We start from the raw sequence: 26,626 nt of genomic DNA, 5'->3' as shown, positions 1-26,626 counted from the left end.
GTGAGATTAGGGTGGGGAGGACGCGAGGAAGGGAACGAAGCCGTGCATGGCGAATACAAGGTGCCCGGCGGCAAGCTGGTCGTCGTGGACCTGGAGGTCGAGCAAGGGGTCCTGCGCGACGTGACGGTCGCCGGGGACTTCTTCCTGGAGCCCGACGAGGCGCTCGTCTCGATCAACGAGGCCCTGGAGGGCGCCCCCGCCTCCACCGACGCCGCGGGTCTCGCGGCCCGTGTCACGGCGGCGCTGCCGGAGTCGACGGTGATGCTCGGGCTGACCGCGGAGGGCATCGGCGTCGCCGTCCGCAGGGCGCTGGGCCACGCGACCGAATGGAGCGACCACCGGTGGCAGCTGGTCCACATGGAGCCCCAGGCGCCGGCCCTGCACATGGCGCTGGACGAGGTCCTCACCGCCGAGGTGGCCGCCGGGCGGCGGGCACCCACGCTGCGGGTCTGGGAGTGGGCCTCGCCCGCCGTGATCATCGGCAGTTTCCAGTCGCTGCGCAACGAGGTGGACCCCGAGGGCATCGCGAAGCACGGGGTGTCCGTGGTGCGCCGCATCTCCGGCGGCGGAGCCATGTTCGTGGAGCCCATGAGCACCATCACGTACTCCCTGTCCGTGCCGGAGTCCCTGGTCTCGGGCCTCTCCTTCGCCGACAGCTACGCCTACCTCGACGACTGGGTGCTGGGTGCCCTCGGCGACATGGGCATCAAGGCGTGGTACCAGCCCCTCAACGACATCGCCACCGACGCCGGCAAGATCGCCGGTGCCGCCCAGAAGCGGATGGTCGGACCCGACGGCGGTCCCGGGGCCGTCCTGCACCACGTGACCATGTCGTACGACATCGACGCCGACAAGATGCTCGAGGTCCTGCGCATCGGCAAGGAGAAGATGTCCGACAAGGGCACCAGGAGCGCCAAGAAGCGCGTCGATCCGCTCCGCCGCCAGACGGGCCTCGCCCGGGAGCAGGTGATCCAGAACATGATCGCCTCCTTCCGCAACCGCTACGGCCTCGCCGAGGGGCACATCACCCCGCAGGAGATGAGCCGCGCCGAGGAGCTGGCCGCCACGAAGTTCAGCAGCGAGGAGTGGACCGCCCGCGTGCCGTAGCGGGCGGTACGTCTGCGTCACCGCGCGGCCACGCACCGAGTTCGCCCTTCCGCCCCACGGGGACTCGTGTGACACTGGCGTCCCGTCCGCAGTGCGGGCCCCCTCCGCACCGTCCCCCACGAGAAGTGCGCCGTGCGTTCTCTTCCTCTGCCGCTCGCCCTGACCGCCCGTCTGGCGCCGGTCGCCGTCCTCGCCACGGCGGGCTGGGCACTGTCGTCCGGGCCGGACACGTCACCGGCCGCGAAGGAGGGGACGCCGCCGCCCGAGACCACCGGCAAGTCGGCGTCCGCGCCGGCCACCCGGGCGCCGGCGAAGACGTACGCCACCGCACCGGCACCGTGCGACGCCCTGGCCGGCAAGACGGTCACCTCGCTGGTGCCGGGCGCCGAGGCGGCCGGCAAGGAGATCCCGTCCACGGACACCAAGGTGCGCCGCACCTGTTCCTGGAACGCGCTCAAGGGGTACGAGTACCGCTGGCTCGACGTCTCCTTCGAGGTGATGGCGACGGACGAGGCCGCGCAGAAGTCGTACACGGAGCGGGTCGCCGACCGCGACGGCGGCGGTGACGTGCCGGGCCTCGGCGACCGCGCCTACTCCGTCGTGAACCTCACCACCGAGGACAAGCAGCAGACCCGCGAGGGCACCGTCCTGGTCCGCGCCGCCAACGCGCTGGTGGTGATCACGTACAACGGCAGTGACTTCGAGTCGAAAAAGGCCCCCGGCACGGACGAGATCAACAAGGGTGCCATCAAGGCGGCCAAGGAGGCGGTGGCCGCCTTGCAGGGCGGTTAGGGGCGCGCGGCCGGACGGGTCGCGGGCAGCAGCATCAGTGCCAGGTAGAGCACCAGGGACGTGCCCAGGCCCACCGCCCAGCCGTAGTCGGCCAGCGGTTCGAGGAAGGGCACGGGGCGGCCGTCGACCAGGGGGTGGAAGTCCGCGCCGCCGACGGCCAGGACGCCGCCGACGGCGAAGGCGAGCACGGCCCGCCAGTTCCAGCCCCCGCCGTACCAGTAGCGGCCGCCCCTGCGGTACAGGTCGACGAGGTGGAGACGGGCGCGGCGCAGGATCCAGTAGTCGGCGATGAGGATGCCGGCCACCGTGCCGAGCAGGCCGCCGACCAGGCCGAGCCAGGTGAAGATGTAGCCCTGCGGGTCGGAGTACAGCTTCCAGGGGAGGATCAGCACCGCCAGGACGCTGGTGATGAGCGCGCCCGCCCGGAAACTCACCCTGCGCGGAGCGACGTTGGAGAAGTCGAAGGCCGGGGAGACCAGGTTGGCCGCGATGTTCACGGACAGGGTCGCCACCAGGACGGTCACCAGGGCGAAGAGCAGACCCACCGCGTTGTCGGTCTTGGCGGCGAGTTGCACCGGGTCCCAGATCGGTTCGCCGTACACCGCCTGCGAGCCGGAGGTGACCATGACGGACAGGAAGGCGAACAGGGTCATGGTCGTCGGCAGTCCCAGGGCCTGGCCGCGGGTCTGGGCCTTCTGGCTCCTGCCGTAGCGGGTGAAGTCGGGGATGTTGAGGGAGAGGGTGGACCAGAAGCCGATCATGCCCATCAGCGAGGGCCAGAACAGCTTCCAGAAGTCGCCGCCCCAGCCCAGCTTCGAGGGCTGGTCGAAGAGCGGGCCGAGGCCGCCCGCCTTGTCGGCCATCCACCACAGCATCACGAACGCGCCGACGAGGACGAAGGGCGCCGCCCAGTTCTCGAAGCGGCGGATGGTCTCCATGCCCCGGTAGATGATGGCGACCTGGAGCACCCAGAAGAGCGCGAACGACAGCCACATGGTCCAGGCGTGGCCGCCGACGGTCGCGGCGCCGGTCCAGCCGTCGCCGATCAGCTTGCCGGCCAGGAAGTAGATCGCCTCGCCGCCGATCCAGGTCTGGATGCCGAACCAGCCGCACGCGACCAACGCCCGTACGACGGCGGGGAGGTTGGCGCCCCGGATGCCGAAGGAGGCGCGGGCGAACACCGGGAAGGGGATGCCGTACTTGGGACCGGCGTGCCCGGTGAGCAGCATGGGGGCGAGCACGATCAGGTTGGCCAGGGCGATGGTGAGCACCGCCTGCTTCCAGTCCATGCCGACCGCGATGAGACCGGACGCGAGGGTCCAGGAGGCCGTGTTGTGGGCCATGCCGACCCACAGGGCGGAAAAGTTGTACGTGGTCCAGGTGCGCCCCTCGACGGGGACGGGCAGCAGGTCCTCGTTGGCGTAGGGGCCGCTCGGCGGCGGGGAGCCCGGGGCGAGCTCCACGCGCCCGTCGGGGAGGGTGACTTGGGCGGACGGCGGTATGGCCGTGGGCGCGGTGTCGGTCATGGGCAGGCCAATCATGCGGTGGACGGGAGAGGCCGTGCGGGCGGTGCCGAGGGGGGTACGCGGGTGCGCCCTGGGACCCGCCCCGCAGTGCGGGGCGGGCGGAGGAGAGGGTCAGGCGTTGACGGCCGGGATGACCTTCGTGCCGTAGGTGTCGATCACGGCTTCCTGCGCGTCGTGCATGTCGTACAGCGCGAACTGGTCGACGCCGAGGGCGCGCAGGGCCTTGAGTTTCTCGATGTGCTTCTCGGCCGGTCCGATCAGGCAGAACCGGTCGACGATCTCGTCCGGCACGAACTGGGTGTCGGGGTTGCCGCTGCGCCCGTGGTGGGCGTAGTCGTAGCCCTGGCGAGCCTTGATGTAGTCGGTGAGTTCGTCGGGTACGGCGCCGGTGTGGGCGCCGTACTTGGCGACCAGGTCGGCGACGTGGTTGCCGACCATGCCGCCGAACCAGCGGCACTGCTCGCGGGCGTGGGCGAGGGCTTCTGGCGAGTCGTCGGCGGTGACGTAGGCGGGGGCGGCGACGCAGACCGTCACCTCGGACGGGTCGCGCCCGGCGGCCTCGGCGGCGTCCCGGACGGCCCGGACCATGTACTCGGTGAGGTACAGGTCGGCGAGCTGGAGGATGAAGCCGTCGGCCTCCTCGCCGGTCGTCTTCAGGGCCTTGGGACCGTACGCGGCCATCCACACGGGGACCGAGGCGCCGGGCTTGACCCAGGGGAACCGCACGACGGTGCCGCCGCCGAGGTCGGCCTCCTCCCCCCTGCCCAGCGCACGGATGACCTTGATGGCTTCGCTCGTCCGGGCGAGGGTGTTGGGCGTGCGGCCGGCGACGCGCATCGCGGAGTCGCCCCGGCCGATGCCGCAGACGGTGCGGTTGCCGAACATGTCGTTGAGGGTGGCGAAGGTGGAGGCGGTCACCTCCCAGGTGCGGGTGCCCGGGTTGGTGACCATCGGACCGATCTTCAGGGTGCTGGTCTGCGCCAGCACCTGGCTGTAGATCACGAACGGCTCCTGCCACAGCACGGCGGAGTCGAAGGTCCAGCCGTGGCTGAAGCCGTTGTGCTCGGCCCGTTTCATCAGCTCCACGACGCGGGAGGCGGGCGGGTCGGTCTGCAGGACGATTCCGAAGTCCATGGGCACCGCTCCTAGTTCAGGTACTGACAGGTGGCGCGCGGGGTGTAGACGCCGTGGCCCTTGCGTCCGGTGTACTCCCGCTCGGTGACGACGGGTTCGCCGCGCGAGAGCACGGTCTCCACGCGGCCGGTGACGCGCCTGCCCTCGTAGGCGGAGTAGTCGACGTTCATGTGGTGGGTCTCGGCGGACAGGACCTGCTCGGCGTGCGGGTCGTAGACGACGATGTCGGCGTCGGCGCCGGGTGCGATGGTGCCCTTCTTCGGGTACAGGCCGAACATCCGGGCCGGGCCGGCGCAGGCGATCTCGATCCAGCGGCGGCGGCTGATGTGCCCGTCGACGACGGCCTGGTGGAGCAGGTCCATGCGGTTCTCGACGCCCGGCATGCCGTTGGGGATCTTTGAGAAGTCGCCGCGGCCCAGTTCCTTCTGGCCGCTGAAGCAGAACGGGCAGTGGTCGGTGGAGACCACCTGGAGGTCGTTGGTCCTCAGCCCCCGCCACAGGGCCGCCTGGTGCTCCCTGGGCCTGAGCGGCGTGCTGCACACGTACTTGGCGCCTTCGAAGCCGGGCTCGGCGAGGTTGTCGGTGGACAGGAAGAGGTACTGGGGGCAGGTCTCGCCGAAGACGGGCAGGCCCTCGTCGCGGGCCCGGGTCAGCTCGGCGACCGCCTCCGTGGCCGAGACGTGCACGACGTACAGCGGCGCGCCGGCGACCTGGGCGAGCCGGACGGCGCGGTGGGTGGCCTCGGCCTCCAGGAGGGCCTTGCGGACCTCGCCGTGGAAGCGCGGGTCCGTCTCGCCGCGGGCGAGGGCCTGTTCGACGAGGACGTCGATGGCGATGCCGTTCTCGGCGTGCATCATGATCAGGCCGCCGTTCTCGGCGGCGCGCTGCATGGCGCGCAGGATCTGGCCGTCGTCGGAGTAGAAGACTCCGGGGTAGGCCATAAACTGTTTGAAGGAGGTCACCCCCTCCTCCACCAGCAGGTCCATCTCCTTGAGCGTCTCCTGGTTCACGTCGGAGACGATCATGTGGAAGCCGTAGTCGATCGCGCAGTTGCCCTCGGCCTTGGCGTGCCAGGCGTCCAGGCCCTCGCGCAGGGAGTGGCCGACGCTCTGGATGGCGAAGTCGACGATGGTGGTGGTGCCGCCCCAGGCGGCGGCGCGGGTGCCGGTCTCGAAGGTGTCGGCGGCGTAGGTGCCGCCGAAGGGCATCTCCATGTGGGTGTGCCCGTCGACGCCGCCCGGGATCACGTACTTGCCGCTCGCGTCGATCACCCGCTCGGCGCTGAACGCCTCGGCCGCCGGGGTGCCGGTCGCGGCGAGGGCGGCGACGCGGCCGTCCTCGATCAGGACGTCGGCGTGGATCTCGTCGGAGGCGGTGACGACGAGGCCGCCGCGGATGACGGTACGGCTGCTCATGCTGCTGTTCCCTCCTGTCGGGGGCGCCGGCGGATCAGGGCGCGGTCAGCGGGGAGTACGCGCCGGGTGCGCGGTCGCGGTAGAACTGCCAGCGGTCGCGGACCTCGCGCAGCTTGCCCATGTCGAGGTCCCGGACGACGAGTTCGGTCTCCTTGTCGCTCGCGACCTCGCCGACGAACTGGGCCTCGGGGTCGACGAAGTAGGTGGTGCCGTAGAAGTCGTTGTCGCCCAGCTCCTCGACGCCGACGCGGTTGATGGCACCGACGAAGTACTCGTTGGCGACGGCCGCGGCCGGCTGTTCCAGCTGCCACAGGTAGCCGGACAGTCCGCGCGAGGTGGCCGAGGGGTTGAAGACGATCTCGGCGCCTTCGAGGCCCAGCGCCCGCCAGCCCTCGGGGAAGTGCCGGTCGTAGCAGATGTACACGCCGACCCTGCCGACGGCGGTGTCGAAGACCGGCCAGCCGGAGTTGCCGGGACGGAAGTAGAACTTCTCCCAGAACCCGCGCACTTGGGGGATGTGCGTCTTGCGGTACTTGCCGAGGTAGGAGCCGTCGGCGTCGATGACGGCGGCGGTGTTGTAGAGGACGCCGGGCTGCTCCTCCTCGTACATGGGGAGCACCAGGACGATGCCGTGCTCGCGGGCGAGGCGCTGGAAGCGCTCGACGGTCGGGCCGTCCGGGACGCTCTCGGCGTAGGCGTAGAACGCGGGGTCCTGGACCTGGCAGAAGTACGGTCCGTAGAACAGCTCCTGGAAGCACATGACCTGTGCGCCCTGGGCGGCGGCGTCGCGCACCGCCTGCTCGTGGACCTGGATCATCGATTCCTTGTCGCCCGTCCAGGCGCTCTGGAAGAGCGCGGCACGGATCACTCGGCTCATCTTCGGCCTCCACTCGCTCGGTGTGGCGCTCGGTGTGCGGTGAGCCTAGGAACTGCGGACGGCCGCGATGAGTGGCACGGTGTCACGTCTGCGGGGGTCGGGCATTGCACGGTGTCACCCCTGTTGTGCGTCGTGGGCGAGGAGCGCGATGTGGACGGAGGCGGCCTGCTCGAAGTCGTCGAGGTCGACGCCGAGGCGGCTCTGTATGGCCTCCAGCCGGCGGTAGAGGGCGGGCCGGGAGACGTGGTGGAGCTGGGCGGTGCGGGACTTGTTGCGGCCGGTGGCGAGGTAGGTGCGCAGGACGGGCAGGAGGTCCTGGTCGGGGCCGCGCAGCAGTCCGTCCAGCTCGCGTTCGGCGAAGGACTGCACGTGCGGGTCGTCGCGCAGCAGCCGTACCAGCCCGCGCAGGTGGATGTCGCGCAGCCGCACCACGGGCGGCAGGTCGGGGGCGGCGGTCGCGGAGTCGGCGACGGCCTCGGCGACGTGCTGGGCCTCGCGCAGTCCCGCGGGGACGCCGGCCCAGTCGGCGCGGGCGTCGGCCGCCGCGACCACGGCGTGGGGGGAGCCCGGTTCCGCACGCAGCCGGGCCGCGAAGTGGCCGGTGAGCGCCCTGGCGTCCTGGTCGGGCGCGAGACTGAGCAGGACGGCGACGTGGTCGTCGGCGAGCCGGGCGGTGATGCCGGGCAGCCCCAGCCGCCGCAGCACCCGGGCGGGCCGGGCCGGCTCCCGCTCGCGGACGACGAGGGGGACGAAGAGGCGCCGGTTGACGGGCAGTCCCGCGGCGCGCGCCCGGGGCAGCAGGTGCCGCGCCGGTACGGCCCCGGTGACCAGGTCGGTGAGCAGGCTCCGGGCCGACTGCTCCTCCCAGGAGTCCGGGGAGTCCGCCGAGGCGCCCCCCGCGCCTCCGTCGCCGGCCAGCATGCGGTGCAGGACGAGGGCTTCGGCCGCGCGGTCGGCGAGCAGGCGTCCGGCGGCCCGTTCGCCCCGGTAGCCGCACAGCACCAGGCGTCCCCAGCGCTCGCCGCGGCAGCTCAGTTCGGCGCGGATCCAGCCGTCGGCGGAGGCGGCACCGGCCTGGCGGGCGATGCGCTCCCAGTCCCGCAGGACGTCGTCGACGGCCGCCCGCTCCCCCGCCGTGGCGAGGACGCGGTGGGCGAGGTTGGTGACGACGACCGGGCAGCCGGCGTGCCGGGCCACCTCGTCGAGCAGGCGCTGCACCGGGGCGCCCGCGGTGATCAGGCCGGTCAGTTCGGTGCGCACGGCCTCGGAGAGGCTGACGGCGGCGAACTTGCGGCGCAGCAGCCGGGACTGCACCTCCTCGGTGAGTGCGGCGAAGGGGAAGGGCCGGTGCAGCACGACCAGGGGCAGCCCGCAGCGCTCCGCCGCCCGGCGCATCACGGCGGGCGGCGCGGGGAAGGCGCGGCCGAGACCGAGCACGACGGCGGCGGCCTCGGCGCGGTCCAGGGAGCGGATGTACTCGCTCTGCCGGTCCTCGTCCCCGGCCAGCAGCACCCCGGTGGTGAGGACCATCTCGCCGCCGCTGAGCATCACGCCGACGTCGGCGGCCTCGGCGACGTGCACCCAGCGCACCGGCCGGTCGAGCCGGTGGGCGCCGGCCACCACCTCGGGCTGCCCGGCCCGCACCCGTTCGAGGCCGAGGACCTGACGGACCGTCAGTGCGGGCTCCCAGGGTTCCCCGGGTTGCCGGTCCGGGATCTGCGAGGTGGTGGTCATGGCGGCGCCTCCTGGGGCTCGGCCACGCGGCGGTCAGATGCTCCGCAGGGCGCGTTCGAGGATCGCGGCGCCCTCCTCGGCCTCCGCGACGGTGAGGGACATCGGCGGAGCGACGCGCAGCACGCTGGTGTCGTGGCCGCCGCCCTTGCCGACGAGCAGTCCGCCGGCGCGGGCCTCCTCCAGCACGGCGGACGCGGCGTCGGGGGCGGCCTCGTCGGTGCCGGGGCGGGTCAGCTCGACGCCGATCATCAGACCGCGTCCGCGCACCTCGCGTACGTGCGGCACCTGGGCGGCGACGGCGCGCAGCCGTTCGATGAGCAGGCCGCCGACGCGCCGGGCGTTGCCCTGGAGGTCGTGCTCCAGCAGGTAGGAGAGGTTGGCGAGGCCGGCGGCCATGGTGACCTGGGTGCCGCCGAAGGTGGAGATGCTGTTGGCGTCCAGGCAGTTCATGATCTCGGCGCGGGCGACGACGCCGCCGATCGACATGCCGTTGCCGATGCCCTTGGCGAAGGTCACGATGTCGGGCGGGCCGTTCCTCCCGTGCGCCTGCCAGCCCCAGAAGTGCTCGCCGGTGCGGCCCCAGCCGGTCTGCACCTCGTCGGAGATCCACAGGACGCCCCGCTCGTGCAGCACCTCGCGGAAGGCCGCGTACAGGCCGTCCGGCGGGGAGGTGAAGCCTCCGACGCCCTGGACGGGTTCGGCGATCAGGGCGGCGGGGGCGCGGGTGTGGCCGAGCAGGTCCTTCAGGTCGGCGACGCAGGCGTCGACGAACTCCCGGTCGTCCAGGTGGGCGTAGGGGCCGCGGGAGCGGACGCCGCCGTGGACGTAGAGGGTCTGCAGCGGGGACAGGGAGGTCGGGGACCAGCCGCGGTTGCCGGTGATGCCGACGGCGCCGAAGGAACGGCCGTGGTAGCTGTTGCGCATCGCGAGGATCGCGTTGCTGCGCCGGTACGCGGTGGCGAGGAGCAGGGCGGTGTCGTTGGCCTCGGTGCCGGAGGTGGTGAAGAAGACCCGCGCGTCGGGGATGCCGGACAGGTGGGCGACGCGTTCGGCGAGTTCCACCATCGGGCGGTTGAGGTAGAGGGTCGAGGAGTGGATGATGCGCCCGGCCTGTTCGGCGACGGCCTTGGTCACCTCGGGCAGGGCGTGCGCGGTCATCGTGGTGAGGATGCCGCCGAAGAAGTCGAGGTACTTGTTGCCGGCGGCGTCCCAGACGTGGCGGCCCTCGCCGTGGGTGATCTCCAGCGGGTCCTCGTAGTAGAGGGCGAGCCAGTCGGGCAGGACGGCGCGGTGGCGGGCGAAGAGGTCACGGGTCACGGCCGCACCAGCCCCTCGTAGGCGTCGGGGCGGCGGTCGCGGTAGAAGGCCCACTGCTGCCGCACCTCGTCGATGAGGCCGAAGTCCAGGTCGCGGACGACCAGTTCCTCCTCGGTGTCGCTGGCGAGGTCGCCGACGAACCGCCCCCGCGGGTCCACGAAGTAGGAGGTGCCGTAGAAGTCGTTGTCCCCGTACTCCTCGACGCCGACGCGGTTGATGGCGGCGACGAAGTACTCGTTGGCGACGGCCGCGGCGGGCTGTTCGAGCTGCCACAGGTGGGCGGAGAGGCCGCGGTGGGTGGCCGAGGGGTTGTAGACGAGCTGGGCGCCGCCGAGGCCGAGTTGGCGCCAGCCCTCGGGGAAGTGGCGGTCGTAGCAGATGTAGACGCCGACCTTGCCGACGGCGGTGTCGAAGACCGGCCAGCCGAGATTGCCGGGGCGGAAGTAGAACTTCTCCCAGAAGCCCTTGACCTGCGGGATGTGGTGCTTGCGGTAGGTGCCGAGGACGGTGCCGTCGGCGTCGATCACGGCCGCGGTGTTGTAGTAGAAGCCGGACTGCTCGACCTCGAAGACGGGGACGACGACCACCATGCCGGTCTCGCGGGCCAGGGCCTGCATGCGGCGGACGGTGGGCCCGTCGGGCACCGGTTCGGCCCAGCGGTAGTGCTCCGGGTCCTGGACCTGGCAGAAGTAGGGGGCGTTGAAGACCTCCTGGAACCCGATGACCTGCGCGCCCCGCCGGGCGGCCTCGCGGGCGTGCTCCTCGTGCTTCGCCACCATGGACTCGGTGTCGCCGGTCCAGGTGGCCTGGACGAGAGCGGCACGTACGACGTTGGCCATGAGCTGCTCCTTCGACACGACGTCAGAGCCTCTACGCCCGTAGAGCAGGCCGTAGAGGGACGAACGTAAGCCTGGCCGGACGGGCTTGCCAAGACCATCGTCGTCAAGGCGCGGTGTCGATCACGTTTCGCACTCCGGTGGGTGAGTGCGGGCGTCTCAGGCCGGCACGGGCGCGCACCTGCCCACCAGCTCGTCCATGGACAGCCCCAGCGCGCCGGCCAGCGCGGCCACCGTGAAGAACGCCGGAGTGGGGGCCCGGCCGGTCTCGATCTTGCGCAGGGTCTCGGCGGAGATGCCGGCCTCGGCGGCGACCGCCGTCATGCTCCGCTCACCGCGTGCGGCGCGGAGCAGGCGGCCGAGCTGCTCGCCGCGCTCGCGCTCTTCGGGGGTCAGGGGTGTGCGCACCATGCCGGCATTCTAATACCGGCTTCCCGTACCGGACCCGATCTCGCGCAGACCGGAGCGCGGAACGAACCCAATTCAAATACCGGTATAGTAATTGGCATGGTGGAACTGAAGACGGACTCATCGATCGACGCCATGCACGCGGCCGGACAGGTCGTGGCTCGGGCCCTGACCGCCGTACGGCAGGCCGCGGACGTGGGCGTGTCGCTGCTGGAGCTGGACGCGGTGGCGCACGAGGTGCTGCGGGAGGCGGGCGCGGGCTCGCCGTTCCTCGGGTACCGGCCCTCCTTCGCGCCGACCCCCTTCCCGGGCGTCATCTGCGCGTCGGTGAACGACGCGATCGTGCACGGCATCCCGGACGGCTACCGGCTGCGCGACGGGGACCTCGTCTCCGTCGACTGCGGCGCCCTCCTGGACGGCTGGGCCGGGGACTCGGCGCTCAGCTTCGTGGTGGGGACGCCGCGCCCGGCCGACCTGGCGCTGATCGAGACCGCGGAGCGGGCCCTGGAGGCGGGCATCGCGGCCGCCGTCGTCGGCAATCGCATCGGCGACATCGCCCACGCCATCGGCACGGTGTGCCGGTCCGGGGGCTACGGCATCATGGAGGACTTCGGCGGCCACGGCATCGGGCGGCACATGCACGAGGACCCGGGGGTGCCCAACGAGGGCCGCCCGGGACGCGGGCTGCCGCTGCGGCACGGCATGGTCCTCGCCATCGAGCCCATGCTGACCGCGGGCGGCCGGGACGACTACCACACCGCCGCCGACGGCTGGACCCTGCGCACCAACGACGGCTCCAGGGCGGCGCACGTGGAGCACACGGTGGCGATCACGCGGAACGGTCCGCGCGTCCTGACGTCGCGGGAAGGCATGCCGGCCGCCCCGTGAGGCCTCGCCGAGCCGTCCGGGTCCCGGGCTTCCCGGCATGCCCGCCGGAACAGAACGTGTCATGTTGGGCATGACCGCGCCCCGTCCGGGTTACCCGGCCCCGGCACGTCGATCAGCGATGCAGCGGAGGTCGTACACGATGACCAGCGGCTACATGGGCCCGGAGGGCGACCCGTTCGCGGAATTCCTGGCACGTTTCTTCGGCGGGCCCAGGCCGAGGCAGATCGACATCGGCCGGCTGCTCAGCCAGCCCGCCCGGGAGCTGGTGCGCGGGGCCGCCCAGTACGCCGCCGAGCACGGCAGCCGGGACCTGGACACCGAGCACCTGCTGCGGGCCGCGCTCTCCACCGAGCCGACCCGGGGGCTGCTCAGCCGGGCCGGGGCCGATCCCGACTCGCTGGCGTCGCAGATCGACGAGCGGACCGGCCCGGTGCAGCACCCGCCGGGCGAGGTCCCGCCGCCCACGTCCCTCTCGCTCACCCCGGCCGTCAAGCGCGCCCTGCTGGACGCGCACGAGCTGGCCCGCACCACCGGCACCGGTTACATCGGCCCGGAGCACGTGCTCAGCGCCCTGGCCGCCAACCCGGACTCGGCCGCCGGGCACATCCTGAACGCGGCCCGCTTCGCGCCCTCCCACGTGCCCACGGAGGCGCCGGAGGCCGCCAAGGCCCGCACCGAGAGCGCGCGGGCCACGAACACGCCGACCCTCGACAAGTACGGCCGCGACCTCACCGACCTGGCCCAGCAGGGCCGCATCGACCCGGTGATCGGGCGCGAGGAGGAGATCGAGCAGACCGTCGAGGTGCTCTCCCGGCGCGGCAAGAACAACCCCGTGCTCATCGGCGACGCCGGGGTGGGCAAGACCGCCGTGGTGGAGGGACTCGCCCAGCGCATCACCGACGGCGACGTGCCCGACGTGCTGGCCGGGCGCCGGGTGGTCGCCCTCGACCTGACCGGCGTGGTCGCCGGCACCCGCTACCGGGGTGACTTCGAGGAGCGGATGAACAACATCGTGGGCGAGATCCGGGCCCACTCCGACCAGCTCATCATCTTCATCGACGAGCTGCACACCGTCGTCGGCGCCGGCGGTGGCGGCGAGGGCGGGTCGATGGACGCCGGGAACATCCTCAAGCCGGCCCTGGCCCGTGGCGAGCTGCACATCGTGGGCGCGACCACGCTGGAGGAGTACCGCAGGATCGAGAAGGACGCGGCCCTGGCCCGCCGCTTCCAGCCGATCCTGGTGCCGGAGCCCACCGTCCCCGACGCGATCGAGATCCTGCGCGGCCTGCGCGACCGCTACGAGGCCCACCACCAGGTCCGCTACACCGACGAGGCGCTGGTCGCGGCCGTGGAGATGTCCGACCGCTACCTCACCGACCGGCGGCTGCCCGACAAGGCCATCGACCTGATCGACCAGGCGGGCGCCCGCGTCCGGCTCCAGTCGCGCACCAAGGGCACCGACGTACGGGCCCTGGAGCGCGAGGTCGACCAGCTCGTCCGGGACAAGGACCAGGCGGTCGCGGACGAGCAGTACGAGCAGGCGACGCAGCTCCGCGACCGGATCGTGGAGCTGAAGCAGCGGATCACCGAGGCCACGGGCGACGGCGAGGCCGACGAGGGGCTGAACCTGGTGGTCGGCACCGAGTCCGTCGCCGAGGTGGTCTCCCGGCAGACCGGCATCCCGGTCAGCAGCCTCACCCAGGAGGAGAAGGACCGCCTGCTGGGCCTGGAGACCCACCTGCACGAGCGGGTCGTCGGCCAGGACGAGGCGGTCCGGGTCGTCTCCGACGCCGTGCTGCGCTCGCGCGCCGGGCTGTCCAGTCCCGACCGGCCCATCGGCAGCTTCCTCTTCCTCGGACCGACCGGCGTCGGCAAGACCGAACTGGCCCGGGCCCTGGCCGAGGCGCTGTTCGGCAGCGAGGACCGGATGGTGCGCCTGGACATGAGCGAGTACCAGGAGCGGCACACCGTCAGCCGCCTGGTCGGCGCCCCGCCCGGCTACGTCGGGCACGAGGAGGCCGGCCAGCTCACCGAGGTGGTGCGCCGCCACCCCTACTCGCTGCTGCTGCTGGACGAGGTGGAGAAGGCGCACCCGGACGTCTTCAACATCCTGCTCCAGGTCCTGGACGACGGGCGGCTGACCGACTCGCAGGGCCGCACCGTGGACTTCTCCAACACGGTCGTCGTGATGACCAGCAACCTGGGCTCCGACGTGATCACCCGGCGCGGCGCCGGGATCGGCTTCGGCGCGGGCGGCACGGAGGCGGACGAGGAGGCGCGGCGCGAGCAGGTGCTGCGCCCCCTGCGCGAGCACTTCCGGCCCGAGTTCCTCAACCGCGTCGACGAGATCGTGGTCTTCCGCCAGCTCAGCGGGGAGCAGTTGCGGCAGATCACCAGCCTGCTCCTGGAGCAGACGCGGCGCATGGTGCACGCGCAGGGCATCACCGTCGACTTCACCGACGCGGCCGTGGACTGGCTCGCCGAGCGCGGCTACCAGCCCGAGTACGGCGCGCGTCCGCTGCGCCGCACCATCCAGCGCGAGGTGGACAACGAGCTGTCCCGGCTGCTGCTCGACGGCCGGGTCGCCGAGGGCGGCCGGGTGACGGTCGACGTCGAGGACGGGCGGCTGGCGTTCCGCACGCCCGAACGGCCCGTCCCCGAGCTGTGACTACCGCTGCCGCGCCGGCTCGACCACCATCGCCGAGCCACCGCCGCGCCGTACCTTCTCCGCGGCGGCCAGCCACTGGCCGTCGAGCTGTGACTACCGCTGCCGCGCCGGCTCGACCACCATCGCCGAGCCGCCGCCGCGCCGTACCTTCTCCGCGGCGGCCAGCCACTGGCCGTGCGGCAGCCGCTGCACGGCGGTCGCGGCCCCGATCTCCGGGTTGAGCTTGAAGGAGTGCCCGAGAGCCTCCAGCTTCGCCCGCACGGCGCTGTCGTAGAGGCCGGGTTCGAGTTCGGTCTGGGCGGCGTTGCGCTGGCTGGCGCGCGGCGCGGCGATCGCGTCGGCCAGCGGGAGCCCGCGGTCGACGAAGCCGGTGAGGGTCTGGAGCACGGTGGTGATGATGGTGGCGCCGCCGGGCGAGCCGAGGGCGACGACCGGCTGCCGGTGGCGGTCCAGGACGATCGTCGGCGCGATCGAGGAGCGGGGACGCTTGCCGGGACCGGGCAGGTTCGGGTCGTGGGCGGCCGGGTTGGCCGGGGCGAAGGAGAAATCGGTCAGCTCGTTGTTGAGCAGGAATCCCCGGCCGGGCACGGTGATGCCGCTGCCGCCGGTCTGCTCGATGGTGAGCGTGTAGGCGACGACGTTCCCCCACTTGTCGGCGACCGTGAGGTGCGTGGTGCTCTCGCCCTCGTACGTCGTCGGCGCCGCCGTGCCGCCGCCCGCGCAGGAGGCCGGGTGCCTCGGGTCGCCGGGGGCCAGCGGGCTGGTGAGCACCGCGTCGTCCTCGATCAGGCAGGCTCGGGAGTCGGCGTACCGCTGCGACAGCAGTTCCTTCGTCGGTACGTCCTCGAAGACGGGGTCACCGACCCAGCGCCCGCGGTCGGCGAACGCGATGCGGCTGGCCTCGATGTAACGGTGCAGGTACCCGGCCTTGTCCGCGGCGGAGAGGTCGGTGCGCTCCAGGATGTTGAGGGCCTCGCCGACCGTGGTGCCGCCGGACGAGGAGGGCGCCACGGAGTAGACGTCCAGGCCGCGGTACGACGTCTGCGTCGGTGACTGGATCTTGGCCTCGTAGGCGGCGAGGTCCTCGGCGGACAGGTCGCCGGGGCGGGCGTTCCAGCCGGAGTCCGGGTCGACGGGCGGCTTGTTGACGGTGTCGACGACGTCCCGGCCGAGTGCGCCGTGGTAGAGCGCGCCGACACCCTTGCGGCCCAGCTCCTGGTAGGTGCGGGCGAGGTCCGGGTTCTTGAACGTCGAGCCCACGGCCGGGAGTTCGCCGCCCGGCAGGAACAGCTCGGCGGTGTCCGGGAAGAAGCGGAACCGCTGCTCGTTGGAGGCGGTCTGGGAGCGGAAGGTCTCGTCGACGGTGAAGCCGTCGCGGGCGAGCCGTTCGGCGGGCTTCAGGACCGAGGACAGCGTGCGGCTGCCCCACCGGTCGAGGGCGGTCTGCCAGGTGGCCGGGGTGCCCGGGGTGCCGACGGCCAGACCGCTGGTGACGGCGTCGGCGAAGGCGAGCGGCTCGCCGTTCTCCGTGAAGAGGTTCTCGTCGGCGGTGAGCGGCGCGGTCTCGCGGCCGTCGATGGTGCGCACGGTACGGGACTTGGCGTCGTAGTAGACGAAGTACCCGCCGCCCCCGACCCCGGCGGAGTAGGGCTCGGTGACGCCGAGCGCGGCGGCGGTGGCAACGGCGGCGTCGACGGCGTTGCCGCCCTTGCGGAGCACCTCGATGCCGGCGGCGGAGGCGTCCCGGTCGACGCTGGAGACGGCACCGCCGTACCCGACGGCGACCGGGGTCTTCGGCGCGGCGGGTCTGCCGTGGGCCGTGGGCGGCGCGGCCGCTCCCACCGACACCACCACGGCGGCCGAGACCGCCAGGACCGTCAGATTCCGTGCGACAGGGCGACGCATCCGCACCTCCAGGGAAAGGCCGTTCGGGCAGCTTAGTTGATCGTCATGGCCGCGTGAGGTGCACACGCGGGCCGGGTGCGCGGGAGCCGCCGCGCCCCGTCGAACACGGGTACGCGGACGCCCGCTAGCATGCGCGCCCATGACTGACGACGTACGCAACATCGTCCTGGGTGTGCTCGCGGCGGGCATCAGCGCCGCGCTGGGCTGGCTCGCCCGCACCTACTTGTGGAGGCGCAGGCTCCGGCGCAAGCAGGCGTTCTTCGGGCTGCCCGAGGGTTCCGAGTCGCTGCTCGTCGTCAACCGCGATCCCGCCGCCACCGAACCGGCGGTCCACCGTTTCGACGTCTTCGCGCTGCTGGAACTCGCCGCGCTGGTCAAGGACTGCGGCGCGCACATGCAGGTGGTCACCCAGGACATGGTCGGCCAGGGCTTCGGCGAGCGTACGGAATTCTGCGTCGGCGGGCCCGGTTCGAACCGGCGCATGGTCGCCCACATGGCGGCGATGCTGCCCGGGGTGCGGGTGAACGTCGACCCGGAACCCGGTCCGGACCGGGGCGCCTTCCAGATCGGCGGCGAGCGCTACCGCCTGGATCCGGGCGTCACGGAGTACGTGCTGCTGGCCCGTCTCACCGCCGGTGACCGGCGTGAGGCCCGGCCCGCGTTCCTGTTCTGCGGCCAGCGCGCGATCAACAACCAGGCCGCCACCCGTTACCTCGCCCGGCACCACGAGAAGCTGGCCCGCAAGCACGGGACCGACTCCTTCGTCCTGCTGCTCAAGGTGGTCAACTCCCAGGCGTACGGGCCGGACATGGTGGAACTGGTCGGCGATGTCACCCGGGCGGCGACCACCCCCCTGCCGGCCGCGGCCCCGGCCGCTCGCAACTCCCACCGGGCCTGAACGGGCGGCGTGCCCGTGGCGCTCGGCCCGGCGGCCCGCCGGACCGCCGACCGCCGCGTTCCAGAGCTCGGCGCCCACGAAGGGCTCCCCGCTCCGGTGCGCACGCAGCAGTGCCGCGGCCCGGGCGGCGCCGCGCCGTGCCTCCACTCCCGAGCCACCGGGCACGTCCTGCCCACGCGCCAGTCACCCCTCTCCCGTCCCGGGAACTTCCTTGTCCCACAAGGGCGTTGAGGCCGTTGCGGGGCTGAAGAGGAGTGGACATGACACAGGAGCTCGCGCGGGACCCGTGGCGGCTGCTGCTCATCGAGGACGACCGGGAACTGGTCGTCATGCTGTCCGAGGCACTGCGGGACGAGGGCTACGCGGTCGATGTCGCGACCGACGGCCAACGGGGTCTGCACCTCGGACTCACCCGGCGGTACGACGTGTTCGTCGTCGACCGGCGGCTGCCGGTGCTGGACGGCCTCGACCTGCTGGGGCGGCTGCGGACCCGCGCGGTCCGCACGCCGGCACTGATGCTGACCGCGATGGGCACCGTGCACGACCGGGTCGACGGGCTCGACGCCGGTGCCGACGACTATCTGGTGAAACCGTTCGAGCTGGACGAACTCGGTGCCAGACTACGGGCCCTGTGCCGGCGTTCGCTGGAGGGCAACGACGTCCTGCGGATCGGTTCGGGGCGGCTGCACGTCGGTCCGCGCGAGGTCGAGTCGCCGGGCGGTGAGCGGATCGCGCTCGCCGCTCGGGAGTTCGCCCTGCTGTGGGTGCTCGCCTCGCGCCCCGACGCCGTACACACCCGGGCCGAGCTGCGCCGGCTGGTGTTCCAGGAGGCGCCGGCCTCCTCCATCGTCGACACCTACGTCTACTACCTGCGCCGCAAGCTCGGCCGGCAGGTGGTGCGCACGGTGCACGGACTGGGCTACCGCCTGGGGGCGTTGTGAGCGCGTCGGCGGCCGGGGAGCGGGCGGCCGTCCGCCGGGCCCGCCTGCGCATCGCCGTCCTGACCGGCGCGATCATCACCCTGCTGGTCACCGTGGTCGGCGGCGTGGCCGACACCGTCATGACGCGGGCGCAGAGCGACCAGGTGTGGCGGGAGCTGCGCTATGGGGCGGAGCGCGGCGATCTGGACAGTCCGCCGGTGTGCACCTGGCTGTTCGCGCCCGGCGCGATCCCGCTGGCCAACGCCCCGGCGGGCTTCCCCGTCGAGGCCGACCTGCACCGGGTCCGCCGGACCCGCGAGGCGGTGGAGCGCACGGTGCGGCGCGACTCCACGCAGTACCTGGTGCGCACCCAGGTCAGGCCGGACGGGAAGGTCGTGCAGGCCGTGTTCGACCTGCGGTTCCAGTTGGCCGACCGCCGGCACCTGTGGTTCGCGCTCGGCGTCGCCGAGGTGGTGGGTCTGCTGGCGGCGGCGGTCACCGGGGTGGTCCTCGGGCGGCTCGCCGTGTCCCCGCTGGCCGAGGCGCTCACCCGGCAGCGCCGGTTCGTCACGGACGCCAGCCACGAGCTGCGCACGCCGGTCACCCAGGCCTACACGCGGGCGCAGTTGCTGTCGCGGCAGGCGGCGGCGGAGGGCATGCCCGCCCGGCACCGCGAGGGGCTGACCCGGCTGGTCGGCTCGGTCGGCCGGCTCGGCGAGGTGCTGGACGACCTGCTGCTGTCCGCGAGTCTCGCGGCCGGTCCGGGGCGGCCGGCGGACCACCGGCCGGTCGACCTGGTGGCCCTGACCCGTGCGGTGGTCGCGGAGGAGGCGGACCGGGTGCGGGAGGGGCGGCTCACGGTCGTCGTGGAGGGTCCGCCGCACCCCTTGTCCGTCGACGGTGTCGAGTCGGCGCTGCGCCGGGCCGTGGGTGAGCTGCTGTCCAACGCCGTCGGCCACACGCCGCCGGGCGGGCGGATCGAGGTCGCCCTGGCGCGGGCCCGCGGCACGGTCACGCTGACCGTCGCGAACACCGGGAAGGGCTTCGACCCCGCGGAGGCGGAACGGCTCTTCGAGCGGTTCCACCGGGGCGGGGACGCCGGCCGGTACGGGCTGGGGCTCGCGCTGCTGCGGGAGGTCGTCACCCACCACGGCGGTACGGTCGCCGCGACCGGACGTCCCGGGCACGGCGCCCGGTTCACCATCCGGCTCCCCCTGGACCCGAACGGCGTCCCGGCCGCCCCCGTCCCGCCGCCCCGGTGCCGGGTGCCCCGCCTCGTACCGCGTCGGGTCAAGGCCGGCCGTACCTGAGCAGCAGGCGGGCGGCCGCGCGCACGTCCGAGTCCAGCGGGCGGTCCGGGTCCACCGGGGCGATCGCGTCGGCGAGGGCGTCCAGGAGTTCCCCGCACCGGGGTGCGGTGGGGCGGCGGGCCCCCACGTGGGCGGCCTGGCGCAGGCCGAGGGCGAGCGAGCCGCACAGCAGACCGAGCAGCTCGGCCGAGTCGTGGGCGCGCAGAGCCGCCTGCGTGCCGAACGGGACGACGTCCTGGTTGTGCAGGTTCGTCGGCAGGCTCTGCATGCCGGCCGGGGTCGCGGCGCGGCGGATCTCCGCCACGAACGCGGTGGTGGCGAGCTGCACGCCCTGCAGACCGTGCTGCGCTCCGGGGTCGGTGGCGAGCATCGGCGGCAGCCCGCCGTTGCGGGCCGGGTCCACCAGGAGGTCGAGCTGGCGTTCGGCGAGGTTGCCGAGCTGGGCGGTGACGGAGGCGAGCAGGTCGGCGGCGAAGGCGGCGGGCTGCCCGAAGAAGTTCCCGCCGTGCACGGCCTTCCCCTCCCCCACCTCGCCGGTGCCGGGGTCCGGGCCGGGAAAGAACAGCGGGTTGTCGCTGACCCCGCCGAGGTCGGCGGCGACGACACCGTCGACGTGGCGCAGCGCGTCCTCGGCGGCGCCGAGCAGCTGAGGGGCGCAGCGGATGCTGTACGGCTCCTGCAGCGGCCGGGTGCCCGAGGGCGTGCCGCCCACCAGGGTCCGCCGCATCCGGCCGCCGACGTCGACGGCGCCGGGATGACCGTAGGCCCGCAGCAGGTCGGCGTCGAGGAAGCCCGTGTCGCAGCCGAGGAGGTCGGTCAGCAGGCAGGTGAGCGCGGTGAGCGAACGGTGGGCGCCGCGCACGGCGTCGAGGGCCAGGGCGGTGGCCGCGGTGGTGACGGACGTGCCGTTGACCAGGGCGAGAGCGTCGCGTCCGTCCAGGGCGAGGGGGCGCAGCCCGGCGGCGGTCAGCGCCTCGCCGGCCGGCATCCGCTCGCCGTCCAGGTAGGCGTGGCCCCGGCCGCGCAGGGCCTGGGTGGCGTAGGCGAGCGGGATGAGGTCGCCGCTCGCGCCGACGGAGCCGTGGCGGGGGACGGCGGGCGCGAAGGTGGTGGCGAACATCGCGGCGAGCCGGTCGACCACCTCGGCCGACACGCCCGAAAGCCCCTGGGCGAGGGAACGGGCGCGCAGCAGCAGCGCGGCGCGGACGATCCCGGGCGGAAGGTCCGGGCCCTGGCCGGCGCCGAGGTGGGCCAGGGTGTTGTCGCACTGGTCGGCGTCGTCGGTGCGGCCGGCGTAGCCGACGAGGGCGCCGAATCCGGTGTCGGCGCCGTAGATCCGGCGGTCCGCGCCACCGGGTCCGTGCCGCAGCGCGTGGAAGAGACGGCGCCCCCGGGCGACGCGGGCGCGGACCTCCTCGTCCACCGTGACGGTGAGGGGGAGCGCCGCGCGGCGCAGGGCGGCGGCGTCCAGGGGGCCGGAGAGCGGGACGGTGTCCGTGGGTGTGAGCACACCGGGGAACGTAGGCCGCGGATCTCAGAGCGCTCTGAAATCCCGTGGCTACCTTCCGTGGCATGAGCCATGACTGCCATGACTACCTCATCATCGGAGCGGGCCCCGCCGGCCTGCAACTCGCCTCCTTCCTGGAGCGGGACGGCGCGGACTACGTCGTCCTGGAGCGCGGCAGCGTTCCGGGCGCGTTCTTCACGCGCTTCCCCCGGCACCGCTACCTGATCTCGAACAACAAGGTGCACACCGGGTACGACGACCCGGAGCTGCGACTGCGGATGGACTGGAACTCCCTGCTGAGCGACGACCCGGAGCTGCTGTTCACCCGCTACAGTCCCCGCTACTTCCCGCCCGCCGACGACCTGGTGCGCTACCTGGCGGACTTCGCCGACCGGACCGGGGTGCGGGTGCGCTACGACACCGCGGTCCGGCACGTCACCCGCGACGCCGAGGGATTCACCGTCACCGACCAGGACGGGACCCGGTGGCGGGCGAGGCGCCTGGTGGTCGCCACCGGCATGCCCGTGCCGAACCTGCCGTCGGTCCCGGGCGTCGAACTGGCCGAGCGCTACGACACCATCGACACCGACCCGGCGGCCTACACGGACCAGCGGGTGCTGATCATCGGGCGGGGCAACTCGGCGTTCGAGACCGCCGAGAACCTGATGGAGAACGCGGCGGTCATCCACGTGGCCGGCTCGGGTTCGCTGCGCATGGCCTGGCGGACGCACTACGTGGGGCACCTGCGGGCGGTCTACAACAACTTCCTGGACAGCTACCAGCTCAAGTCCCAGAACGCCCTCCTGGACGGCCGGGTGCTGGACATCCGGCGGGACGCGGACGGCTACCGGGTCCAGTTCGCCTTCGAGCGCAACGAGGACGTGGTCAAGGACCTGCGCTACGACCGGGTCATCGTGGCGACCGGGTTCCGCTGCGACGTCTCGCTCTTCGACGAGACCTGCACGCCGGACCTGATGGTCGACGGCCGCTTCCCGGAGCTGACCCCCCTGAGCGAGTCGGTCAACGTGCCCGGCCTGTACTTCGCCGGGACGCTGATGCAGGGCCGGGACTTCCGGAAGGCCACGACCGGCTTCATCCACGGCTTCCGCTACATGGTGCGGGCCCTGTACCGGGGGCTGCGGCAGCGCCACCACCACGAGCCGTGGCCCGCGACGGAGTTGGGGGAGACCACGGAGCGGGCCGTGGACGCCGTGATCGGCCGGGTCAACCGGTCCTCGGCCCTGTGGCAGCAGTTCGCCGTCCTCGGCGACCTGCTGACGCTCGCCCCGGACGGCACCATGCGCTACGCCGAGGAGGTCCCCGTCGCCCACGTGCCGGACGCCGTCGCCGCCGGGGACTTCGGGGACGTCGAGGCGCACGCCGTGGTCACCCTGGAGTACGGCAAGGACCACGACCTCGTCGACCCCTTCGACGTGACCGCGGGCCGCGGGTCCCAGTACGACGTCTCCGGCCTCGACGGCCGCTATCTGCACCCGGTCGTGCGCTGGTACCGGCAGGGCGCGTTCGTCGCCGAGCACCACCTCGCGTCGAACCTGGAGAACGAGTGGGACAGCGAGGAGTACCACCGCGCCCCGCTGCGGGCGTTCCTCGCCGCCCGACGCGACGCGGTGGCCCCGGTGGCGCCGTGACCCTCGGCGACCTGCACGACGCGGCGCGCGCGGCGCTCGACCCCGTCCACTACGACTACGTGGCGGGCGGCGCGGGCGAGGAGCGCGCGCTGGCCGCCAACGGCCGGGCGTTCGACCGGTACGCGCTCCTGCCCCGCGTGCTGCGCGGCGCCGCGCGCCGGGACACCGCCGTGGACCTGCCGGGCGCCCGGCGAACGGCGCCGGTGCTGGTCGCGCCGACCGCGTTCCACCGGCTGCTGCACCCGGACGGGGAGCGGGCCACGGCCCGGGCCGCCGCGGCCGAGGGCGCCGTCCTGGTGACGGGCGTCGCCGCGACGACGGCGGTGCCGGCCGTCGTCGCGGCGGCCCGCGAGGCGGCCCCGGACCCGGCGGTGTGGTTCCTGCTCTACCCGCACCCGCGCCGCGAGGTCACCGGGGCGCTGGTGCGGCGGGCCGAGGAGGCGGGGTGTTCGGCCCTGGTCGTCACCGCCGACTCGCCGCTCCTCGGCCGGCGCACCCGGGACGTGCGCAACGGGTTCGACGACCTGCCGCCCGGATACGCCGCGGAGAACATGCGCGACCTGCCGGGGGCCGCGCCGGGCGCGCTGACCGACATCCCCCTGCATCCGGCGGCGTCCTGGCGGGACTTCGCCGAGACGGTGGACATGACCCCGCTCCCCGTCTGGATCAAGGGGGTGCTCCATCCCGCGGACGCCCGGCTGGCCGTGGAGCACGGCGCGGCGGGCGTGATCGTCTCCAACCACGGGGGCCGCCAGTGCGACACCGCCGCGGCGTCCCTCGACTGCCTGCCGGCGGTCGTCGACGCGGTCGCCGGCGCGGTGCCGGTCCTCCTGGACGGCGGGATACGCCGGGGCGGTGACGTGGCCGTCGCCCTCGCGCTGGGCGCGGCGGCCGTCGGCGTGGGACGCCCCGTGCTGTGGGGGCTGGCGGCCGAGGGCGAGGCGGGCGTCCGCGAGGTGCTGCGGACGCTGCTCGCGGAGTACGACCACACGCTCGCCCTGTGCGGCGGGCGCCGCAACGCCGACCTGAGCGCCGACATGGTCGTCCGCCGGGACCCGACGTGGTGAGCGGCACGCGGCGGCCCGCCTCGTGGTGGCTGCCGCGCGCGGTGGTGGCGTTGCGCGTACGCGTCTTCGAGAAGGTCAACGGCGACCGGGTGGTGACCCTCCCCAACTCCACGCACGGCCCCGAGGTGTTCGAGCGGGTGTACGCCCATCCCGCCGCGAACGGCCGGAGCGCGGGCGCGGGCCTGTCCGACCTGTTCTGGTACTGGCTCGCGCCGGGTCCCGAGGTGCACCAGGAGCACCTGGAGCCCGGTGAACGCTACGACGAGGTCGCCGCGACGACGCGCCGTATCCTCGCCGGCTCCTCCGCCGGACTCGCCGAGGCGGCCGGGCGGGCCGTCGCGGACGTCCTGGCCACCCTGCCCGGCACCCGCGTCAGCCTGGTGCGGCTGCGCGACCTGCTGATGCCCGCGTGGGCCGCCTTCGCCTACGAACTGGTCTTCCGCCGGCCGTGCCCGCCGCACGCCCGGGATCTGATCACCGCGCACGCCGACGACGTGATCAGTGCCCTGAAGTGCACCGGGCTGCGCCATCCGCGGCGAAGGGCACGGCTGACGGCGTACCTCCGTGAGCGCATCGCCGCCGGAGAGGTGCCGCACCGGCTGCCGGCCTCCCTGACGCCCGTCGAGCAGGCGCTGTATCTGCAGGGGACGTTCTTCAACACGGCGGTCGTCCAGCTCTCCGAGGCGACCGCGCACGTCCTGCTCGCCCTGGCCCGCCACCCGGGCGTGCAGCGCCGCCTGTCGGAACACCCCGACGACGACCAGTACCTGGCGCGGGTGATCGACGAGACGCTGCGCCTGTACCCGCTGTTCGGGATCGCCCACCGCATCACGACCGACGAGGTGCCGCTCGACGACACGACGGTGCTGCCGGCCGGGTCCGTGGTGTGCTTCAGCTACCCCGACTACCAGGCCACGGGCCACGAGCGGCCGGAGGAGTTCGATCCGGACCGGTGGTCGGACCCCGCGGTCAGGAAGGCCCGGTACATCCCGTTCGGGGTGGCGGCGAACCGTCCCTGCCCCGCGTGGCGCGTGTCCCCGATCGTCCTGCGCGTCGCGGTGCGCGAGGTGCTGCACCGCTTCCGGCTCGACTCGACGGCCTCGCACACCCGCTCCAACCCGCACCGCGCCCCCTGTCTGCTGATCCCCCTCGGGCTGACCCCCGGCCGGCGCCGGCTGGAGGCCGTGCGCCGGTTCGTCCGGCTGCGCGACGGCGTCGAGGACGTCACCCGGGGCGTGCGGCAGCTCGTGCTCGGCACGGCCATGGTGCTGCACGCCCGGCGGCTGCGCCTGGCGGGCCGGTACTTCGACGAACAGCGCTCCGGACGCTGTCCGGTCGCCCACCACAAGGAGAGCAGGGAGAGCAACGGATGAGCACCACGGAACTGGGCCCCGCCTTCTTCCTCGCGGTCGTCGTGATCCTCGCCGTCTGCCGGATCGTCAGCCGGCTGCTGCAGACGATCGGGCAGCCCCCCGTCGTCGGCGAGATGCTCGCCGGCGTGGTGCTGGGCCCGTCGGTCCTGGGCGCCCTGCTGCCCGGCGTCGAGTCCGCGCTCTTCCCCACCGAACTGCGACCGGTGCTCTACGTGGTGGGGCAGATCGGGCTCGTCGCGTTCATGTTCCACGTCGGCTGGGACTTCCGCGTGGACCGGCTCCGGGGGGTCGCCCGGTCGGCCGGGCTGGTGTCGGCGGCCGGGCTGGTGGTGCCGATGGTGCTCGGGGTGGCGCTCATCGCCGTCGTCGGCGAACGCACCGGCGCGCTCGCCCCGGATGTGTCGCTGACGGTCTCCGGCCTGTTCGTCGGCGTCGCACTGGCGGTGACGGCGTTCCCCATGCTGGCCAGGATCATCAACGAACGGAACCTGGCCGGGACCCGGTTCGGGGCCCTGGCCCTCGGTGCCGGAGCGGTCGACGACGCCGCCGCCTGGGTCCTGCTCGCCGGGGTCTTCGGCATCGCGGGCGGCAGCGCCGGAAAGGTCTCCGTGGCCGTCGCCGGTGGCCTCGGCCTGATCGCGGTGCTGGCCGTGGGCGTGCGGCTGCGCGACCGTACGGCGGTGCTCGCCGAGCGCACGGGCGCCGACCAGCTCCTGCTCGCCCTGGTCGCCGTGCTCTTCCTGATCGCCTGGTACACCGACGTGATCGGGCTGTACGCGGTGTTCGGCGCGTTCAGTCTCGGCGTCGTCTTCCCCCGCTCGTCCCGGCTCGACGACACGGTCCGGACACTGCAGCCGGTGGGAGCCGTCTTCGTGCCGCTGTTCTTCACCTACTCGGGGCTGAACACCGACTTCGCCCTGCTGGGCTCGGGTCCGGTCCTGCTCTTCACCGGGGGGTGCGTGGTGGTCGCGGTCGTCGGCAAGTTCGGCGCCTGCTGGCTGGCGGCACGGGTGGCGGGCGAGCCCGGTCCGGTCGCCCTTCGGGTGGGGGCGCTGATGAACGCGCGCGGACTGATGCAGCTCGTCGCCCTCAACCTGGGTCTGGCGGCGGGCATCGTGACGCAGGCGATGTTCAGCGCCCTGGTGGTCGTCGCCATCACGACGACCGTCATGGCGACACCGCTGCTCGCCCTGCTGGACCGGCGCGACCGGGTGCGCGCCGGTCGTCCGCGGGAGGCCGTCGCGGCGGGCGACCGGTGAAGGGGCCCGTGAACGACGGCCGGTGAACGACGGCCG

Annotated in this window: 21 protein-coding genes; 11 read left to right on the top strand and 10 right to left on the bottom strand. The window is 73.2% G+C overall.

Annotation, left to right across the window (positions count from 1 at the left end):
- The first annotated feature begins 42 nt into the window (after positions 1–42).
- Positions 43–1,107, top strand: coding sequence for a lipoate-protein ligase LplAB (gene lplAB / locus Sdi02f_RS00920; RefSeq protein ID WP_030404585.1), 1,065 nt, complete (start codon positions 43–45; stop codon positions 1,105–1,107).
- A gap of 132 nt (positions 1,108–1,239) precedes the next feature.
- Entirely contained in the window at positions 1,240–1,899 is a 660-nt protein-coding gene (locus Sdi02f_RS00915; RefSeq protein WP_030404584.1) for a membrane protein, read from the top strand.
- Here Sdi02f_RS00915 and Sdi02f_RS00910 read toward each other — a convergent pair.
- The 8 genes from Sdi02f_RS00910 to Sdi02f_RS00875 all read right to left on the bottom strand — a co-directional run bounded on the left by Sdi02f_RS00910 (position 1,896) and on the right by Sdi02f_RS00875 (position 11,149).
- Positions 1,896–3,425 (bottom strand): NCS1 family nucleobase:cation symporter-1, encoded by a 1,530-nt coding sequence (locus tag Sdi02f_RS00910; RefSeq protein WP_031084501.1) that lies wholly within the window; start codon positions 3,423–3,425, stop codon positions 1,896–1,898. The genes Sdi02f_RS00915 and Sdi02f_RS00910 overlap by 4 nt on opposite strands.
- 111 nt (positions 3,426–3,536) lie before the next feature.
- Entirely contained in the window at positions 3,537–4,559 is a 1,023-nt protein-coding gene (locus Sdi02f_RS00905; RefSeq protein WP_031084500.1) for a TIGR03842 family LLM class F420-dependent oxidoreductase, read from the bottom strand.
- An 11-nt stretch (positions 4,560–4,570) separates the two neighbouring features.
- Positions 4,571–5,974 carry a dihydropyrimidinase gene (gene hydA / locus Sdi02f_RS00900; RefSeq protein WP_030404581.1) on the bottom strand — a complete coding sequence of 468 codons (1,404 nt, stop codon included), beginning with the start codon at positions 5,972–5,974 and terminating at the stop codon, positions 4,571–4,573.
- Between the two features lie 34 nt (positions 5,975–6,008).
- Positions 6,009–6,851: a nitrilase-related carbon-nitrogen hydrolase gene (locus tag Sdi02f_RS00895; protein ID WP_108932513.1), complete on the bottom strand. Its 843-nt coding sequence runs from the start codon at positions 6,849–6,851 to the stop codon at positions 6,009–6,011.
- A 114-nt stretch (positions 6,852–6,965) separates the two neighbouring features.
- Positions 6,966–8,585: a PucR family transcriptional regulator gene (locus tag Sdi02f_RS00890; RefSeq protein WP_108932512.1), complete on the bottom strand. Its 1,620-nt coding sequence runs from the start codon at positions 8,583–8,585 to the stop codon at positions 6,966–6,968.
- A 33-nt stretch (positions 8,586–8,618) separates the two neighbouring features.
- Positions 8,619–9,902, bottom strand: a complete 1,284-nt coding sequence (locus Sdi02f_RS00885; RefSeq protein WP_030404578.1) for an aspartate aminotransferase family protein — start codon at positions 9,900–9,902, stop codon at positions 8,619–8,621.
- On the bottom strand, positions 9,899–10,741 hold the full coding sequence (locus Sdi02f_RS00880; RefSeq protein ID WP_031084493.1) for a nitrilase-related carbon-nitrogen hydrolase: 843 nt from the start codon (positions 10,739–10,741) through the stop codon (positions 9,899–9,901). The genes Sdi02f_RS00885 and Sdi02f_RS00880 overlap by 4 nt, the downstream gene beginning before the upstream one ends.
- Before the next feature lie 156 nt (positions 10,742–10,897).
- A complete protein-coding gene (locus Sdi02f_RS00875) occupies positions 10,898–11,149 on the bottom strand; it encodes a helix-turn-helix domain-containing protein (RefSeq protein WP_030404576.1) in 252 nt (83 codons plus the stop codon).
- A gap of 96 nt (positions 11,150–11,245) precedes the next feature.
- On the opposite strand from Sdi02f_RS00875, the gene map reads away from it, so the two are divergent.
- Positions 11,246–12,034: a type I methionyl aminopeptidase gene (gene map / locus Sdi02f_RS00870; protein WP_108932511.1), complete on the top strand. Its 789-nt coding sequence runs from the start codon at positions 11,246–11,248 to the stop codon at positions 12,032–12,034.
- A gap of 139 nt (positions 12,035–12,173) precedes the next feature.
- Entirely contained in the window at positions 12,174–14,702 is a 2,529-nt protein-coding gene (locus Sdi02f_RS00865) for an ATP-dependent Clp protease ATP-binding subunit (RefSeq protein ID WP_030404574.1), read from the top strand.
- Positions 14,703–14,795: 93 nt separating this feature from the next.
- Here Sdi02f_RS00865 and ggt read toward each other — a convergent pair whose 3' ends face one another.
- The gene (ggt, locus tag Sdi02f_RS00860; protein ID WP_108932510.1) at positions 14,796–16,607 is read right to left on the bottom strand and encodes a gamma-glutamyltransferase; all 1,812 of its coding nucleotides are present in this window, start codon (positions 16,605–16,607) and stop codon (positions 14,796–14,798) included.
- A 139-nt stretch (positions 16,608–16,746) separates the two neighbouring features.
- Here ggt and Sdi02f_RS00855 point away from each other — a divergent pair, with 139 nt between their 5' ends.
- The 3 genes from Sdi02f_RS00855 (at position 16,747) to Sdi02f_RS00845 (ending at position 19,735) form a co-directional block, all read left to right on the top strand.
- Entirely contained in the window at positions 16,747–17,505 is a 759-nt protein-coding gene (locus tag Sdi02f_RS00855; protein ID WP_108932509.1) for a hypothetical protein, read from the top strand.
- A 260-nt stretch (positions 17,506–17,765) separates the two neighbouring features.
- Positions 17,766–18,446 carry a response regulator transcription factor gene (locus Sdi02f_RS00850; RefSeq protein ID WP_108932508.1) on the top strand — a complete coding sequence of 227 codons (681 nt, stop codon included), beginning with the start codon at positions 17,766–17,768 and terminating at the stop codon, positions 18,444–18,446.
- Positions 18,443–19,735 carry a sensor histidine kinase gene (locus tag Sdi02f_RS00845; protein WP_078886536.1) on the top strand — a complete coding sequence of 431 codons (1,293 nt, stop codon included), beginning with the start codon at positions 18,443–18,445 and terminating at the stop codon, positions 19,733–19,735. Before Sdi02f_RS00850 ends, Sdi02f_RS00845 begins: the two co-directional genes overlap by 4 nt.
- On the opposite strand, the gene Sdi02f_RS00840 is transcribed toward Sdi02f_RS00845, so the two are convergent.
- Positions 19,716–21,245 (bottom strand): aromatic amino acid ammonia-lyase, encoded by a 1,530-nt coding sequence (locus tag Sdi02f_RS00840; RefSeq protein ID WP_108932507.1) that lies wholly within the window; start codon positions 21,243–21,245, stop codon positions 19,716–19,718. The two genes, Sdi02f_RS00845 and Sdi02f_RS00840, sit on opposite strands and share 20 nt — an antisense overlap.
- A gap of 62 nt (positions 21,246–21,307) precedes the next feature.
- On the opposite strand from Sdi02f_RS00840, the gene Sdi02f_RS00835 reads away from it, so the two are divergent.
- From Sdi02f_RS00835 to Sdi02f_RS00820, 4 genes are read left to right on the top strand one after another with little or no spacing between them, the layout of a single operon-like run.
- Positions 21,308–22,891 carry an NAD(P)-binding domain-containing protein gene (locus Sdi02f_RS00835; protein WP_031084480.1) on the top strand — a complete coding sequence of 528 codons (1,584 nt, stop codon included), beginning with the start codon at positions 21,308–21,310 and terminating at the stop codon, positions 22,889–22,891.
- Positions 22,888–23,958, top strand: a complete 1,071-nt coding sequence (locus tag Sdi02f_RS00830) for an alpha-hydroxy acid oxidase (protein WP_031084478.1) — start codon at positions 22,888–22,890, stop codon at positions 23,956–23,958. The genes Sdi02f_RS00835 and Sdi02f_RS00830 overlap by 4 nt, the downstream gene beginning before the upstream one ends.
- A complete protein-coding gene (locus Sdi02f_RS00825; protein ID WP_108932904.1) occupies positions 23,955–25,331 on the top strand; it encodes a cytochrome P450 in 1,377 nt (458 codons plus the stop codon). Before Sdi02f_RS00830 ends, Sdi02f_RS00825 begins: the two co-directional genes overlap by 4 nt.
- A complete protein-coding gene (locus tag Sdi02f_RS00820; protein WP_055469174.1) occupies positions 25,328–26,590 on the top strand; it encodes a cation:proton antiporter in 1,263 nt (420 codons plus the stop codon). Before Sdi02f_RS00825 ends, Sdi02f_RS00820 begins: the two co-directional genes overlap by 4 nt.
- The last annotated feature ends 36 nt before the right edge of the window (positions 26,591–26,626 follow it).

The sequence above is a fragment of the Streptomyces ardesiacus genome (assembly GCF_003112575.1).
Lineage (GTDB): Bacteria > Actinomycetota > Actinomycetes > Streptomycetales > Streptomycetaceae > Streptomyces > Streptomyces ardesiacus.
This window is presented reverse-complemented; position numbering and strand designations above follow the sequence as displayed.

Bases quoted from the DNA above. Each gene is read 5' to 3' on its own strand.
- ggt (WP_108932510.1), bottom strand. From the start codon at position 16,607: ATGCGTCGCCCTGTCGCACGGAATCTGACGGTCCTGGCGGTCTCGGCC.
- Sdi02f_RS00895 (WP_108932513.1), bottom strand. From the start codon at position 6,851: ATGAGCCGAGTGATCCGTGCCGCGCTCTTCCAGAGCGCCTGGACGGGC.
- Sdi02f_RS00820 (WP_055469174.1), top strand. From the start codon at position 25,328: ATGAGCACCACGGAACTGGGCCCCGCCTTCTTCCTCGCGGTCGTCGTG.
- Sdi02f_RS00835 (WP_031084480.1), top strand. From the start codon at position 21,308: ATGAGCCATGACTGCCATGACTACCTCATCATCGGAGCGGGCCCCGCC.
- Sdi02f_RS00890 (WP_108932512.1), bottom strand. From the start codon at position 8,585: ATGACCACCACCTCGCAGATCCCGGACCGGCAACCCGGGGAACCCTGG.
- Sdi02f_RS00880 (WP_031084493.1), bottom strand. From the start codon at position 10,741: ATGGCCAACGTCGTACGTGCCGCTCTCGTCCAGGCCACCTGGACCGGC.
- Sdi02f_RS00875 (WP_030404576.1), bottom strand. From the start codon at position 11,149: ATGGTGCGCACACCCCTGACCCCCGAAGAGCGCGAGCGCGGCGAGCAG.
- Sdi02f_RS00910 (WP_031084501.1), bottom strand. From the start codon at position 3,425: ATGACCGACACCGCGCCCACGGCCATACCGCCGTCCGCCCAAGTCACC.
- Sdi02f_RS00850 (WP_108932508.1), top strand. From the start codon at position 17,766: ATGACACAGGAGCTCGCGCGGGACCCGTGGCGGCTGCTGCTCATCGAG.
- Sdi02f_RS00855 (WP_108932509.1), top strand. From the start codon at position 16,747: ATGACTGACGACGTACGCAACATCGTCCTGGGTGTGCTCGCGGCGGGC.
- map (WP_108932511.1), top strand. From the start codon at position 11,246: ATGGTGGAACTGAAGACGGACTCATCGATCGACGCCATGCACGCGGCC.
- Sdi02f_RS00905 (WP_031084500.1), bottom strand. From the start codon at position 4,559: ATGGACTTCGGAATCGTCCTGCAGACCGACCCGCCCGCCTCCCGCGTC.
- hydA (WP_030404581.1), bottom strand. From the start codon at position 5,974: ATGAGCAGCCGTACCGTCATCCGCGGCGGCCTCGTCGTCACCGCCTCC.
- Sdi02f_RS00865 (WP_030404574.1), top strand. From the start codon at position 12,174: ATGACCAGCGGCTACATGGGCCCGGAGGGCGACCCGTTCGCGGAATTC.